The organism is Acidobacteriota bacterium (genome assembly GCA_035471785.1).
GTDB lineage: Bacteria > Acidobacteriota > UBA6911 > RPQK01 > DATIPO01 > JANQFM01.
Genome location: DATIPQ010000017.1, coordinates 174,147 through 187,938, shown reverse-complemented (window position 1 = coordinate 187,938; position 13,792 = coordinate 174,147). Strand labels below are relative to the sequence as shown.

14 protein-coding genes are annotated in these 13,792 nt (G+C 62.7%); 9 read left to right on the top strand and 5 right to left on the bottom strand.

Translation table 11 applies throughout. From position 1 onward, the window contains the following. Nucleotides 1-5: 5 nt before the first annotated feature. The 6 genes from VLU25_03115 (at nt 6) to VLU25_03090 (ending at nt 5,386) form a co-directional block, all read left to right on the top strand. Nucleotides 6-1,580, top strand: a complete 1,575-nt coding sequence (locus VLU25_03115; protein ID HSR66909.1) for a VTT domain-containing protein — start codon at nt 6-8, stop codon at nt 1,578-1,580. Between the two features lie 7 nt (nt 1,581-1,587). Further along, a complete protein-coding gene (locus tag VLU25_03110; protein HSR66908.1) occupies nt 1,588-2,670 on the top strand; it encodes an FtsX-like permease family protein in 1,083 nt (360 codons plus the stop codon). Next, nucleotides 2,663-3,400, top strand: a complete 738-nt coding sequence (locus VLU25_03105) for an ABC transporter ATP-binding protein (protein ID HSR66907.1) — start codon at nt 2,663-2,665, stop codon at nt 3,398-3,400. The genes VLU25_03110 and VLU25_03105 overlap by 8 nt, the downstream gene beginning before the upstream one ends. A 3-nt stretch (nt 3,401-3,403) precedes the next feature. Next, nucleotides 3,404-3,673 carry a hypothetical protein gene (locus VLU25_03100; protein HSR66906.1) on the top strand — a complete coding sequence of 90 codons (270 nt, stop codon included), beginning with the start codon at nt 3,404-3,406 and terminating at the stop codon, nt 3,671-3,673. Between the two features lie 79 nt (nt 3,674-3,752). Further along, nucleotides 3,753-4,460 (top strand): outer membrane lipoprotein carrier protein LolA, encoded by a 708-nt coding sequence (locus VLU25_03095; GenBank protein ID HSR66905.1) that lies wholly within the window; start codon nt 3,753-3,755, stop codon nt 4,458-4,460. A 56-nt stretch (nt 4,461-4,516) separates the two neighbouring features. Beyond that, nucleotides 4,517-5,386 (top strand): symmetrical bis(5'-nucleosyl)-tetraphosphatase, encoded by an 870-nt coding sequence (locus tag VLU25_03090; GenBank protein ID HSR66904.1) that lies wholly within the window; start codon nt 4,517-4,519, stop codon nt 5,384-5,386. A 13-nt stretch (nt 5,387-5,399) separates the two neighbouring features. On the opposite strand, the gene VLU25_03085 is transcribed toward VLU25_03090, so the two are convergent. The 3 genes from VLU25_03085 to VLU25_03075 form a co-directional block, all read right to left on the bottom strand. After that, nucleotides 5,400-6,863: a sodium:solute symporter family protein gene (locus tag VLU25_03085; protein ID HSR66903.1), complete on the bottom strand. Its 1,464-nt coding sequence runs from the start codon at nt 6,861-6,863 to the stop codon at nt 5,400-5,402. Further along, entirely contained in the window at nt 6,856-7,104 is a 249-nt protein-coding gene (locus tag VLU25_03080) for a DUF3311 domain-containing protein (GenBank protein HSR66902.1), read from the bottom strand. The genes VLU25_03085 and VLU25_03080 overlap by 8 nt, the downstream gene beginning before the upstream one ends. A gap of 80 nt (nt 7,105-7,184) precedes the next feature. Beyond that, on the bottom strand, nt 7,185-9,860 hold the full coding sequence (locus VLU25_03075) for a TonB-dependent receptor (protein ID HSR66901.1): 2,676 nt from the start codon (nt 9,858-9,860) through the stop codon (nt 7,185-7,187). A 146-nt stretch (nt 9,861-10,006) separates the two neighbouring features. On the opposite strand from VLU25_03075, the gene VLU25_03070 reads away from it, so the two are divergent. Genes VLU25_03070 through VLU25_03060 form a run of 3 tightly spaced genes read left to right on the top strand, consistent with a single transcriptional unit; the run spans nt 10,007 to nt 11,308 of the window. Then, nucleotides 10,007-10,501: a GNAT family protein gene (locus tag VLU25_03070; GenBank protein ID HSR66900.1), complete on the top strand. Its 495-nt coding sequence runs from the start codon at nt 10,007-10,009 to the stop codon at nt 10,499-10,501. 28 nt (nt 10,502-10,529) lie between these two features. Further along, nucleotides 10,530-10,958: a cupin domain-containing protein gene (locus VLU25_03065; GenBank protein HSR66899.1), complete on the top strand. Its 429-nt coding sequence runs from the start codon at nt 10,530-10,532 to the stop codon at nt 10,956-10,958. Further along, a complete protein-coding gene (locus VLU25_03060; GenBank protein HSR66898.1) occupies nt 10,955-11,308 on the top strand; it encodes an extradiol dioxygenase in 354 nt (117 codons plus the stop codon). Before VLU25_03065 ends, VLU25_03060 begins: the two co-directional genes overlap by 4 nt. 282 nt (nt 11,309-11,590) lie before the next feature. Here VLU25_03060 and VLU25_03055 read toward each other — a convergent pair whose 3' ends face one another. Beyond that, the gene (locus VLU25_03055; GenBank protein ID HSR66897.1) at nt 11,591-13,234 is read right to left on the bottom strand and encodes an MBL fold metallo-hydrolase; all 1,644 of its coding nucleotides are present in this window, start codon (nt 13,232-13,234) and stop codon (nt 11,591-11,593) included. Further along, nucleotides 13,231-13,602, bottom strand: coding sequence for a DoxX family protein (locus VLU25_03050; protein HSR66896.1), 372 nt, complete (start codon nt 13,600-13,602; stop codon nt 13,231-13,233). The genes VLU25_03055 and VLU25_03050 overlap by 4 nt, the downstream gene beginning before the upstream one ends. Between the last annotated feature and the right edge of the window lie 190 nt (nt 13,603-13,792).

The window sequence follows — 13,792 nt, the reverse complement described above, 5'->3', positions numbered from 1 at the left end:
CTTTTGTGCTGTTGGCTCTCGGCATTCTGGATGCGCTGAAGTCGGCTTTTCGCTGGCTGACGGAATTCGCCATGGGACTGGGCGGTCCCGGGCTGTTCCTGCTGGCCATGGCCGACTCCTCCTTCCTGTCGGTGCCCGAAGGCAACGACATCCTCATCATCGTCAAGTCTTCGGGAGAGGGCTGGTTGACGATGACGGGATTCGTACTCTGGACCATCGCCGGCTCCACCATCGGCTGCTGCATGCTCTACGGCGTCGGACGCTGGGGCGGCTCCCGCGTAGCCAAGCGTCTCAATCCGGAGCGGGTGGAAAGCATCGGACGCCTCTACAGCCGGCGAGGCGTGTTCACCATCATCATTCCCGCCATCCTGCCGCCGCCCACCCCCTTCAAGGTCTTCGTCCTCTCGGCTGGGATCTTCCGGCTGCCCTTCCCCACATTCGTTGTGGCGGTGGTGATCGGACGCTCCATCCGCTATTTCATGTGGGGCATTTTGGCCGTCCTCTACGGGCTGGCCGTCCGCGACTGGATCGTGGCCAACGCCACGACGGTGGGCATTTTCGCCCTGGCGGGCTTCTTGGTTCTGATGGTGGTGCTGTTCTGGAAGGTGCGCCGCCGCCGCCCTCCCCGAGGAGGCAGCAAAAGCAAGGCGGGCACGACGGTCGCGGGGTTTACGCTGCTGCTGCTGGCCACCACCGCCGGGCGCTGCGGCGCGGTGGCTGATCGGACAGAGGTCGAGATACCCCTGGCCCACCGAACCGCCCAGTCAGCCTCCTTGTCGGACCTGGTCGAGCTGCTCAACCAGCGCTATGCCGACTACCAGAACATGACCGTCTCCAGCCTTCAGGTGGAATTCACCGGCACCAACATCGAGGGGGCCGTGCTGGAAGAAGAACGCTACCGGCGGGCCAATGCCGTGCTCATCGCCCAGCGTCCGCAAAGCCTTTATCTCAACATCAAGAATCCCATCGGCGGCGCCTCGCTGGCCGCCATGGCCTCGCAAGCGGGTCGCTTCCAGATCTACGTCCCGCGCGAGAGGAAGTTCTTCGTAGGAAGCACCGATCTGGTGCTGAAGGAAGAGGAAGACGATTCGCGGCTCAGCGTGCGCCCCCATCATCTGGCCCGGGGGCTTCTGATCGAACCCATTCCCTTTGGCGAAACGGGTTACTTCGTCACTCTGAAAGAACACGAGGACGAACGCTTCAAGTACTATGTGGTTGCAATAGTGAAGCTGGAAGCAGGCCGCCCCGTAGGAGAGTTGCAGCGCGAAGTGTGGTTCGAGCGCAGCCAGATGCGGCTGATCCGCCAGCACTACTACAGCCGGGGCGGAGTCCTGGAAAGCTCCATCGTCTATGCCGATCCGGTCGAGGTGGAAGGGCGCTTGGTCTGCAGCGTCATCGATCTGGACCGCCCGCTCGAGAACTACAGCATGAAGTTTGAACTCGACCCGGAGAGCATCCGCATCAACCGGGAGCTCCAGGAGGAAACTTTTGTCGTTCGACAACCCGCGGGCGTAGAACTCATCGATTTGAGCGAGGAGGCCCAATCCGCCCAGCCGCCGGTTGGGCGGAACGGCCGTTGAAAACGCTATGCTGAAACTGATTTCCGCCAATTTGCGCGAACGTCCCACCCGCACCATCGTCAGCGTGCTGGCCGTGGCCTTGGGCGTAGCCCTGGTGCTGATCAGCGTCGGGTTGGCCAACGGACAATTGACCGAACATGCCAAGCGGCTGCAACGGGTGGGCGCCGATCTGCTTTTGCAGCCTCCCAATTCTTCCCACATTCTGGCCATCAGTTCGGCGGCTCTGGACGAACGCCTGCTGCGCCTGGCCAAAGAGGTGGAAGGCGTTGCCGGCGTTTCGCCCGTTTTGGTCATGAGCGACCGCTTTAAGCAGATCTTCGGCATGCAGCGCGAATTCGTGGAGTTCAGTCCTTCCATGGAATTCGTGCAGGGGCGCATGTTCCGCGATCCCTACGAGGCGGTGGTCGACACCATTTACGCCGAGCACAACAATGTCAGCATGGGCGACATGCACGAGCTGATGGCTCATGAATTCCGCATCGTGGGCATTTACCGGGCGGGGACGGCCGTGCGGGTTATGATTCCGCTGGAGACCGCACAGGAACTCAACGGCTCGCCCGGCAAGTGCTCGGTCTTTTTCATACGCGGCCAGCAGGGCCTGCCCCTGGAGACCGTGGAAGAGCGGTTGATGGAGCGCTTCGAGGGCTTTACAATTACCCGGAGTGCCGAGCTTCAGGAGATCTGGGTTGAAAACACCCCGGCGGTGAGGCCCTTTATGATGGCCATCACTTCCATCGCCGTGGTGGTCAGCTTTCTGGTCATCCTGCTGTCGATGTATTCGACCATAACCGAACGCACCCGGGAAATCGGGATCTTGCGCTCATTGGGGGCCTCCAAGGGGTATATCGTGCAACTTATCCTCAAGGAATCGCTGCTGATTTGCATCATCGGCGTGGGCTTGGGGTTCATTCTAAACGTGGTGGGACTTTACTTGGTGGGCCAGGCTTTTCCCACACTGCCGGTGGAGACTCCGCTGGCATGGCGCTTGGGCGCTCCGGTCATGGCCGTGTTGGGGGGAACCATCGGTTCCATCTATCCCGCCATCAAGGCGGCCCGCCTGGATCCCGTAAGAGCTCTAGGCTATGAGTAAAAAGCTGGACATTGTGAAGAAGCAAGAGCTGCTGAAAGTAGAAGACCTGCACATGGTCTACCAGAGCGGAAAACTGGAGTCGACGGCTCTGAGAGGCGTCGGCTTTAGGGTCAAGGCCGGGGAATTCGTGGCCATCATGGGCCCCAGCGGGTGCGGCAAATCGACCCTGCTGCACATCATCGGCGGACTGCTCAGACCCAGTTCGGGACGCGTCCTCATCGACGGATTCGACATGGCTCAGGCCAAAGACGGCGAACGCACGCGGGTGCGCCGGGACAAGATCGGATTCGTCTTTCAGCGCTTCAACCTGCTTCCCACCCTGACCGCCCGCGACAACATCGAGTTGGCGTCGCGCCTGCACAACAACCACTTCGACATCGGCAAGGCCAACGAGCTGCTTCGCATGTTGGGGCTGGAAGACAAGATGCACCACAAGCCCTCGGAGTTGTCGGGCGGCGAGCAACAGCGCGTCGCCATAGCCCGCGCCATCATCAACCGCCCCGCCCTGCTGCTGGCCGACGAGCCTACGGGCAATCTCGATTCGGGCAATTCGCGCATGGTGCTGGAGATGCTCAAGCACCTCAATCAGGAATACAAGCAGACCATCCTCATGATCACCCACGATCACGAGGCCGCCGCCAGCGCCGGCCGCATCCTGGAGATGCGCGACGGCAAGCTCCTGAGCCGGGTGCAGAACCTCTTCTACGCCATGGAGCAGAAACTACTCTAAGCCATGTGGAAAGGCATCATCCGGGTCCTGTTTTGGACGTATGAGCGAGGCACGTTGCAGTACGACCTCATGGTGCTGGCCATTCTCGCCTTCATCTTCCTTACGCCCATGGGGGTCTTTGACGGATCGATTTTTCGCGATGGCGGACAGGACCCGGCGGCGCCCGTGGAGGAGAGCGCTCCCCCCTCATCCCGCAGCGCCAGGCCCGAGCCCGCGGAGGAAGTCCCGGAGAAGCCGGACGAGGATGGGCTAGGTCCTCAGCGGACCCGCTGAGAACCGCGGCGCGCCTTCACCCCAAGAATTCTTGCTCCGATTCGATCCCGGCCGCGTCCTAGAGTCTTGAGGTACGGATATGAAGCGTTGGACCGCACTGTTTTCGATTCTCTTCTTCCTCCTGTCGGTAGTGTTGGCGGCTGAAACGGCCCCTCAAGAGGACGATTTGACCCTCGATCAGGTCTTGCAGCGCCTGGACGAGCGCTCGCACAAGGTCAAGTCACTGCATTCGGGAATCGAGATCAAGAACTGGATCAAGCTGCTGACGGAATTCGACCGTCCCGAGAAGGGCGAGATCTGGCTCCTCAAGGACTCTGGAAAGACCTATTTCCGCCGTCAAATCGAGGAGCCGCACACCAATGTCCTGGTGGTGGACGGTCAAGAAGCCGTCTACTACCAGCCCCGCATCAAGCAGGCCGTCCTCTACAGCCTCAAGGGCGGAGGCCAAAAGCAGCACGGAGTGGGCAACCTCTTTTTCGCCCTGTTGACCGACCGCGAAACGCTGGAAGGCAACTATCAGGTGGAACTGACGGGGCGTGAAGAGATCCGGGGCCAGAACACCTACGTCCTGCAGCTCATCCCCCGCGACCCGCAAGCGGCCCGCGACTTTTCAAAGCTGGTCTTCTACCTTTCGCCCCAGCACTGGATGCCTCTGCGCCAAACCATCCACCAGAGCATCGGCGACTACCAGCAGATGGACTTCACCGACCTGGAGATCAATCCCAAGATCGACAAGAACCGCTTCGACCTGAAGCTGCCCGACGACGTCCAGCGCAAGCGCCTCTAAAGGGCCAGAAGGGGTGATGGATATTTGCGAGTTGACCACTTGACAGCATCGGGGGCTTGCGTTTACACCTTGGCTGGTTCATGGCCACCTATGTGATCGGCGACATTCAGGGTTGCTACAAGACGCTGCGCCTTCTGCTCAAGGAGGTCGGCTTCCGGCCATCCAAGGACCGCATCTGGCTGGTGGGCGACATCGTCAACCGCGGCCCGGGATCGCTTGATGCCCTCCGCTGGGCCTATCAACTCAGCAACAAAGGTCGCCTGGTGACCGTTCTGGGCAATCACGATCTGCACCTGCTGGCGGTGGCCGAAGGGCTGCGCAAGAGCCGCGAGGGCGACACGCTGGACGACATTTTAGAGGCCGAGGACCGCCACGAGTTGCTGGACTGGCTGCGCCACCGTCCTCTGCTCCACCGCAAGGGCAAGAAAGTGCTGGTGCATGCAGGGCTTGCCCCGGATTGGGACATCGAACGGGCCGAGGACCTGGCTCACGAAGGAGAATCGGCCCTCAGCGGACGCCACTACCGGGCCGTGTTGGAGCGCCTCGACGGGCGTCCCGTCAGCCAGTGGAAGGAGAGCCTCGCCGGTCCCGACCGCATCAACGCCATCCTGCAAGTCTTCACCCGCATCCGCACCTGCACGACCACCGGCCACCTCTGCCTGGGCTACGGCGGACCGCCCAAGAAGGCACCCCGCGGCTGCATTCCCTGGTACCAGGTACCGGGACGCGCCAGCGCCCGCCACACCATCTTCTTCGGTCACTGGGCGGCACTGGGCCTGCACATCGGCAAGCGCATCAGGGCCCTGGAGAGCGGCTGCGTATGGGGCAACGAAATGACCGCGTACCGCCTCAAGGACGGCAAGGTCTTCCAGGTCCCCTGCGCCGAACCCGAACTGCAGAAAAAGACCTCCAAGAGCCGGGCCTGACCGGCACCCGCGGTTACTCGACGACGAACTGGTCGACGTGGTTCCTTTCCAGCGGCTGAGTGAGAGGAGAGACGGCGAGCAGCGTCAGCGCGTTGGCGGCCAGGCCCCACAGTCCCGGATGGATGTTCTGCCATTGCAGGCCGGGGACCAGGTTGAAGAGCAGCACCACGGCGAAGCCTGCGAAGAGTCCGCTGAGGACGCCCGCCCGGGTGGCGCCGGGAAAGAAGAAGGTGGCCAGCAGCACGGGGAAGATCTGGGCGATGAATCCGTAGGAGAGCAGCAGCAGGAAGACCAGCGACAGCTCGGTCCCCACCGCGAAGATGTAGGCCACGGCGCCGATCGCCACCACCAGTATGCGGATGAGAAAGATCTCGCGCTGAGGACTCAGGTCGGGCTTGGCCACGCGGTAGAGGTCGCGCACCAGGATGGAGCCGGCGGCGTGCACGATGGCATCGCCGCTGGACATGGAAGCCGCCAGCGCTCCGGCGCAGAAAAGGCCGATGACCAGGGCGGGAAGTTCCATCGACATCAGGACCGTGGGCAGGATGCTGTCGGCGGGGCTGACTCCCGGAAAGCTCAGGATGGCCGAGAAGCCGATGAACATGATGGGCACCAGGAAGATCTGGAAGGTGGGATAGAAGACGATGGTCTGCTTGAGGGTGCGGTTGTTCCTGGCCGTGTAGATCTTCATGAAGTAGTGGGGCCAGAGGCTGAATCCGATGGCTGAGATGGCGATGGCGCTGGAATAGCCTCCCCAGGTCCACAGGTCGCCTGCGCCGTCCAAGCCGGGCGGCGTAAGCATTTCGGGGCGGGCTTGGGCGATCTGATCGAACATGGGACCGATGCCGCCGTAGAGCTTGTAGGGCAGGTAGAGCCCCAGCACCCAGGCCAGAATCAACATGAAGATGCCCTGGAAGGTGTTGGTCCAACCCACTCCCATCACGCCCGAATGAAAGACGTAGATGAGCACCACTCCATAGGCGATGGCGGCCCCGAGCCACTCGGGAATGCGTCCTTCGGTGACCACGTTGAATACGTATCCGGCCCCCTGCATCTGCAAAGTCAGATAGGGCAGAAAGGCGATCAGGCTGATGACGGCCAGCACCGCCGAAAGCAGCGGACTCTGGAAGCGGTGGGCGAAGAGCTGGGCCTGGGTGACGTATCCGAAGCGGCGTCCCAGCCGGGCGATGCGGGGGCCGAAGAAGTACCAGGGCAGCAGCCCCACGGTGCCGTAGGAGAGGATGTAGAAGACGGCCGCCCCCCGCGAGTAGGCCCATCCCGGCGCACCCAAAAAGGCGAAGGCGCTGAAGATGGAAGCTCCCATCACGAAGTAGAGCACCAGGAAGCCCAGCGAACGGTCGCCCGCCACATAGCCTTCGGTGCTCTCCGAAGCCTTGCGTCCCGAGTAGAGACCGACCACAAGGGATGCCCCCAGGTAGCCGACGGTGACCAGAAAGACGATAACCCAGCTACTCATCGTCGAACTCTCCCTTTCTCGACTCCCACAGGTAGATGGCCAGGATGAGAAAGAAGCAGGCCAGCAGCCAGGACACCAGGTAGACCAGCGAGAAAGGCATTCCCAGCAGGCGCGGCTCGATGCGGCTGAAGCTGGGATAGATGGGCCACAGCATGGCCAAAAAGGCCAACAGGAAAAAAGCCGCGGCTCCCCCGTAGACCAGGCGCTGCCGAGGGGTGAGTTTGGAGGAGAAAAAGCGCATCCTCAGTGTTATAGACGAATCGTTGCTCGCTGACCACCCAGGGGAAGTTCGAATTTCGGAATTCGAGTGTCGAATTCTGTCTATGGAGGGCCGAAGGCCAGGGAAAAGCGGGCGGAGAGGCCGGGAGAAGGAAATCCGATGAAGGTTTGGTAGTCGCTGTCGGTGAGGTTTTCAAGGTGTGCCCGCAGGCGCAGGCGGCGGGAAAAGCGCCAGGTGGCGGAGAAGTTCACCACGCCGTAGGCGTCCACGCGGTCACGTTGGGGGACGGGGATTTGACGGTCGAAGCTGGCTCCCACCCAACGTCCCTGCAGGAAGAGGCTGAGGCGGGGGTGCGGTGTCAGGTCGAGCGAGATTCCGCCGGTCTGGCCGGGGCGATGAAGCAGCGGCGCGGGACTGCCCAGGTCTTCGCTTTCGGTAAAGGTGGCGTCGGCGCGCAGCGTCCAGCGCGGATCGGGCGTCCACTGGGCGAAGACCTCCACCCCCTGGGTGCGCACCCGCGAGCGGTTGACGTGAAGGAACCGGTCGAAATCGAAATCGATGAGGTTTCGGAAGCGGTTGTGGAAGTAAGCGCCTCCCACCAGCAGCGAAGCCCGCGGAAAGAGGCGGTCGAATCCCAGGTCGCCGCCCCAACTGCGTTCTTCCAGCAGATCGGGATTGCCGCCCAGGGCGTCGGGGCTGGAAAGGGCGAAAAAGCTGGGCAGCTTGAAGGCTCTGCCAATCGAGCCGCGCAGGCGTGTGGTTTCCGATCCCAGGCGGTAGCTGAAGGAGGCGCGGGGCGAGAAGACGGCCTCGAAGCCGCCGGGCTTGTCGATGCGTGCTCCGCCTTCCACTTGCAGGGGGCCGCGGTGGAAGCGCAGAGAGGCATATCCGCCGCCGGTGGTGCGCTGGTCGCGGTAAGAGCCGTCGATGCGTCCGCCGAATTGGGGAGGCAGCAGCAGGAAGGTCTCGGCCTCTGCGTCCTCGTGGTCGACCTCGGCGCCCAAGGAGAGATCGAAGTGCTCGTCGAGACGCAGATCGCCACGCCAGCCGGCGCGGGCGCGGATGTAGGTGGTGTCTTCGTCGGTGGGAGGTACGGCGAATCCGATGGCGGGGGTGAAGCGCTCCAGGCGGTGCCGGTAGATGCCGCCCGCCAGGTTGTGCTCAAAGCGTCCGCCGGCGTCCATGCGCAGGTCGGCGGCCAGGCTCCATTCCTGGTTTTCTGAATGGCGGACTTGGCCCGAACCGAAGAGGGGTCCGCCCGATCCGTCGCTGTAGTCGTCGGCCTCCCACACCGATCCGCGGGCGTTGAGGCGCAGCGAGTTGCTCAGGCCCTGCCAGCCCAGGCCGGCTTGCAGGTTGACGGATTGGTAGTCGTCCTCGGCGATGCGTCCTTCTTCACCTTCTCCCAGCAGGTCCAAAAAGTAGTCGAAGTGTCCCGAAAATCCGCCTAGTGAGGCCTGGGCGCGCAGCAGGGAAGCGTTTCCGCCCTCGATCTCGGCAGCCCAGGACGGTGCGCCGCGGTGGACGGGCCGGGTGGTCTGGCCGTCCTTGGGGTCGGGTTGTGCAACCAGGTCGCTTCCCCGGCGGGTGGTGAGGTAGATGACGCCGGAAAGCGCCTGCGATCCGAAATAGCTGGAAAGCGGTCCGCGCACCACCTCGATGCGTCCGATGGCCGAGGCCGGGATGCCCTCCAGGTTGTAAATGCCTCCGATCTGGTCGGTGGAATCGTTGAGCGGCACCCCGTCCAGATAGACCAGGGTGAAATTGGGATCGCCTCCCCGCACGTAAGCCACCGAGGTGCCGCCGCGGCTGCCGTTGGACAAGACGTGCACTCCCGCTACGGTCTTCAGCACCTCCGCCACCGTGCGGGCTCCCGAGGCATCGATCTGAGCGGCTTCGATGACGCTCACCGCCGACCCGGGTAGCTGAGCCGGACGGGCGTTGACGGTCACCGTATCGTGGATCTCCGGCAAGGGCGGATCTTGCTTGGCGTCCTCATCCTCGTCCTGGCCTCGAAGGGTGCGCATCAGGCCTGGACACAATGCCAGCCCCACCAGGAAGAGGATGGAAGGCGCCGAAGGACGTCGAAAGAAGGTGCGCGAGCGCTTTCCATTCGGCCCTGGCCCCTCGCGGCGCCTCCAGCAGGCCAGGCGGAAGGCGGCGTAGCCCAGCGCTGGAACCACGAAGCAGAGCAGCACCAGCCACAAGATCGGCACCTCTCCGCCGGCGGCGTCTCCAGCCCAGGAATAGATCAGGCAGATGGGAAGCGTCCCCAGCGACGTCAGGGCGGTGAAGCGGCGGTAGGACATGCGGCTGAGTCCGGCCAGGCAGCTCACCACTTCGGTCAGCATGGGGACCGAGCGGCTGAGGACGATGGCCCAGGCTCCGTAGCGCCGGAAGAACTCCTCCACCCGCACGCTTTCCTGCGACCCGATGACGGCCTCGAAGCCTTCCTGCCCGAAACGCCTGCAGATCCAGAATCCGGACAGTGCGGCTCCCATCGCTCCCAAAAAATTGAAGACGAAGCCCAGCCACATGCCCTGGAAGTATCCGGCCAGGGTCATCACCACCGAAGACGGTATCGGCAGCGCCAGGTCCACCAGCAACAAGAGCGAAATCACGGGCCCCGCCAGACCCCTCAACCCCTTCTCGTCCAGAGCGTCGCGCAGCCAGCGGGCCAGATTCTCCTCTGCCATCCATCCCCCCGCCTGGAAAAGCAGGAAGGTGAGCGAGAAGAAGAGAAATAAGCTCAGACCGATCCAGGCCAATCGTCTCAAGGTGCGTCTCCGTTAAGGCTGAGAAATTCCAACGGTATTCTACACCTCTGAACCCATTGACGCGCGGAGATCCTAGTGTCTTGAGCTCCATACCCAGCCAGAAGGCGTTCCTTGTGGCAGGATATCTTCCTGAGGAGCGGTGCGAGATGCATGTCGACATCCGGAAGGCGACCGAAGAGGACGCGGCGGCTGTGGCGGCCGTAATGAATGCCGTCATCGCCGAAGGCGAATTCACGCTCTTCGACCAGCCCTTCTCGGTTGAAGAAGAAATCCGTTTCATCGCCTCGCTGGGGGAGCGCAGCGCCCTTTTCGTGGCGGAAACACCTGAGGGGATCGTCGGTGTCCAGTCCTTGGACCTGTTCTCGGACTACGCCGCCTCAGGAAACCATGTCGCCACCCTGGGCACCTGGCTGCTGCCCCGGGCCCGCGGCAGCGGCGCGGCCATGCTGCTGGCCCGGGAGTCGTTGCGCTTCGCCCGCCGCAAGGGCTACGAGAAGGTGGTCATCCAGGTCTTGGCCGGAAATGCCCGCGCCCTGGCCTTCTACCGCAAGCTGGGATTCCGTACCATAGGAACGGCCCGGCGCCACGTGAAGCTGAAAGACGGCTATCACGACGAGATCTTCCTGGAGATGCTTCTCTAGGGCCTTGTACGAACCGAGGAGGATAAGAATGAAGAAGACGGCATTGATGGCGTGGTTGACGGCGTTGGTCCTGGCTTGTGCCCTGGGTGCCCAGGAGGAGCCGCAAGTCGAAGTCCTGCAATTGGCCAAGACCACGGCAAGCTGGGACGGCAGGGCGCTGGCGGCCTATCCTCAAGGGCAACCGGAGATCACCATCTCGCGAGTCGTTGTTCCGCCCGGGGTCAAGTTGCCGTGGCACAAGCATCCCGTCATCACCGCCGGGGTGGTGCTCAAGGGCCAATTGACGGTGGTGACCGACCAGGGTGAGCGGCTGCATCTGAAAGCGGGCGAGTCAATCGTCGAGGTTTTCCAGAAGTGGCATCAAGGCAGCAACGATGGCGACGAGCCCACCGAGATCGTCGTTTTCTATGCCGGGGTGGAGGGGACGCCCATCGTCATACCGAGGGACGAGCAATGATCAGCGGAGCACACGCGGTGATCTACAGCAAGGATGCCGAGGCTGATCGGGCCTTCTTCAGGGATGTCCTGCAGCTTCCCCACGTGGATGCGGGCGGCGGCTGGCTGATCTTCGCCCTGCCTCCCTCTGAAGTGGCGCTTCACCCGGCCGAGGCCAGCGGCAGGCACGAGCTGTTCTTGCTCTGCGACGACATCGAGGCCTTCCTGGCCAAGGCAGGCGAGCGCGGCGTCCAATGCAGCCCGGTGAAGGATCGAGGCTGGGGTCTGCTGACCGACATGACCTTGCCCGGCGGCGGAAAAATCGGCGTCTACCAACCCCTCCGCCCCACCCCGCTGAGCGGCAGTGGTTAGCGCGCTGCCTTAAAGACGCGTTCGGCGGCGAGCGGCAGATCAAGCTGGACGAAGTAGCTCTCAGGGTAGAGGTAATCTTCCCCTGACTCATCGACAACGCGCAGGTAGTTCTGCGCAATCTCATGATCTCGCGGATACTTCCGCCGACCGCGATGATTTCGATCTCTGAGATCTCGCCGATTACCTCGAAGTTCATGCTCAAGTCCGAACTCCAGAATGCACCTCCAGATCACCCAACCGCGGGGACCGAAACTCTATCACCTCGTGTCTTGGAGCACCATGCTACTGCTCGCCAGCGGGCGCAAGGTCCTCCTCCGACAGGACCCTTTCCAGATCCCCCCAAGAGACGGAGGCGGCGGCCCCATGGGAGGTATAGATCCGCTGCGGTCGCAGGTTCCGCTGGCGGAGCCACCGGGCCAAACCTCGTGTCGGGGCCAGGTGCGCGGCCGACGGTCGCCCGGCGGCGGGCCAGGCATAGGCCAGATCGGCCACATAGAGGATTCCCTGTTGGGGCAAGTGCATCACGGCCATGCCCTGTGCGTGAGAATTGCCCTCGAACTCGAGAAGCTCAATGCGATTGGGCCCCTCTCCGAGCATCCGGCTGGCCGAGAATTCTTCCAGTCTCAGATCAGAAGCGGTCAGCTCAGGAGCCCCTGGATCCAGGGTATGGGGCCTTTGCAGAGCCCTGCGGACGATGCCCGACAGATCCGCTGCCGTAACGATCGTCGCTCCGGCCGCCAGAAATTCCCGCAGTCCGCCTGCATGATCGCCATGATGATGGCTCAGGACCAAGTAACGAATGGGCTTGCCGGGCACGGCTTCCCGTATCAGGTCGATGTACTGGCGGGAGACAGACCCGCTGCTGGCCCCTGCTACGAAGTCCGATGCCGGCAACTGATGGAGTTCCAGCCATCCGGTGGGAGCCTCGAAAGCGGCGATCTCTTCTCCCAGATCGACAAACATGACGTGGAACCCGGTGCGCAGATTGGGCACAAAGTAGACGCCCGGAGCGACCTCACGCGGTGAAGGCCGAGGTTGTAGGGAGCCGGAGCGCGGCTCGATGCGCCGAGGTTCGGAGGGAACCGGGATCTCAGCCGGCACCTGAAATACGGGCGCCTGCTCCACATTCGTGGTAGTGACACTCTGGTAGCGGACTTCTTTCAGCATCCTGTCGCCGACCCGGATGCGGTAGCCTGCGGGATGCCGCAGTTCGTCCGTATCCGACCAGTCAAGGAACTCCCAGGATATTAGCGTGTCGCCGAGCAAAGGGACGTCCGCCAGGTACTCCAGGCCGCTCAGATGGCCTTGATGCTGATCGAAGAGCAGAGTCACGGTTTCGCCGTCCAGAGGCAGCGTGACCAGGTCCACCGGGCCCTGACCGCCGCGGCGGCTGCCCAGATAACGCAGAGCCGACCGCTGGTCCATTGCCCCACGCAGAAGAAAGGGAGGCATCATGCGGGCCACCCGCCTTCGGTCATGAGCGAAGCCGGCCCCGGCAAGATGGATGGCGAACTTGTCGACCAGGTGCACCAGGCGCATCTCGTCGGGAGGGATGTAGACAAAGCGCAGCGACTCCCGGCTGCCGTCAGGCCGCTGGTACTCTTGCGAATAGCCCGACCATCCCCGATCGCTCAGGTAGGCCAGCGATTCCTCGTATTCGACCCAAGTGTCACCTTCGGTCGCGGTTCCCTGGAATTGAGCGGCCAAGTTGAGCCGTCCCTTTCCCAGGACTGCAAAGCTGGGCAACTGACCCTCCTCGTCTGCCAGAGCATCGCTGGCTCGCAAGACGATCTCGTGGGCGGCGCGATAGCTGGCTTCGGTTGAAACGACAGAAGTCTGGGGCCGTGAGTTGGCGGTGTCGGCGGTGCAGTGCCACAGGCACAGGGCAGCCAGGAACGTGAGTCCAGCCACTCGGATTTGTTTCATGAGTCTTTCTTCCCTTTCAACCGGCGGAGCCAGGTATCGATGGCCCAATGCCCAGGACCCGTCAGAGCCAAAGTGGTAAAGGCGGCCAGATAGAGGAAAGCCAGTTCCTTGCGGCTGAAGGGGTCGCCGCTATGGAACAGGAAGAAAGCAACCCCGAGGCCGGTCATCAGGGGTAGACAAGCAAGCCGTGTGGCCAAACCCAGGGCGACCGCCATTGCGCAGAAGAACTCCGCAAAAGCCATCAGACCCATCGACAAGGAAGGGCCCAGACCCAAGGGATCGGGGAACTGATCAACGCCGCTGATAAAGCCCCTCAGAGTGCCTAGCCCGTGAGTCAAGGCCATTGAGAGTCCAAAGGTCAGCCGCATCAGCAAAAGGCCCAGGTTAGCCGACCGCGCCTTGGTCCCACCCGAGGCGGCCAGAGAGGACTTTCCATGATTTTCCGCTTGCGACATGGTGCCCGTTGACGCCCTGCGCCGTACGCAGGTTCGGAATAAGGGCTGGAGTTATCCTGGCGGAAAGCTAACGGTCTTCTTCAGGCGATGAATCGAGAGCCGG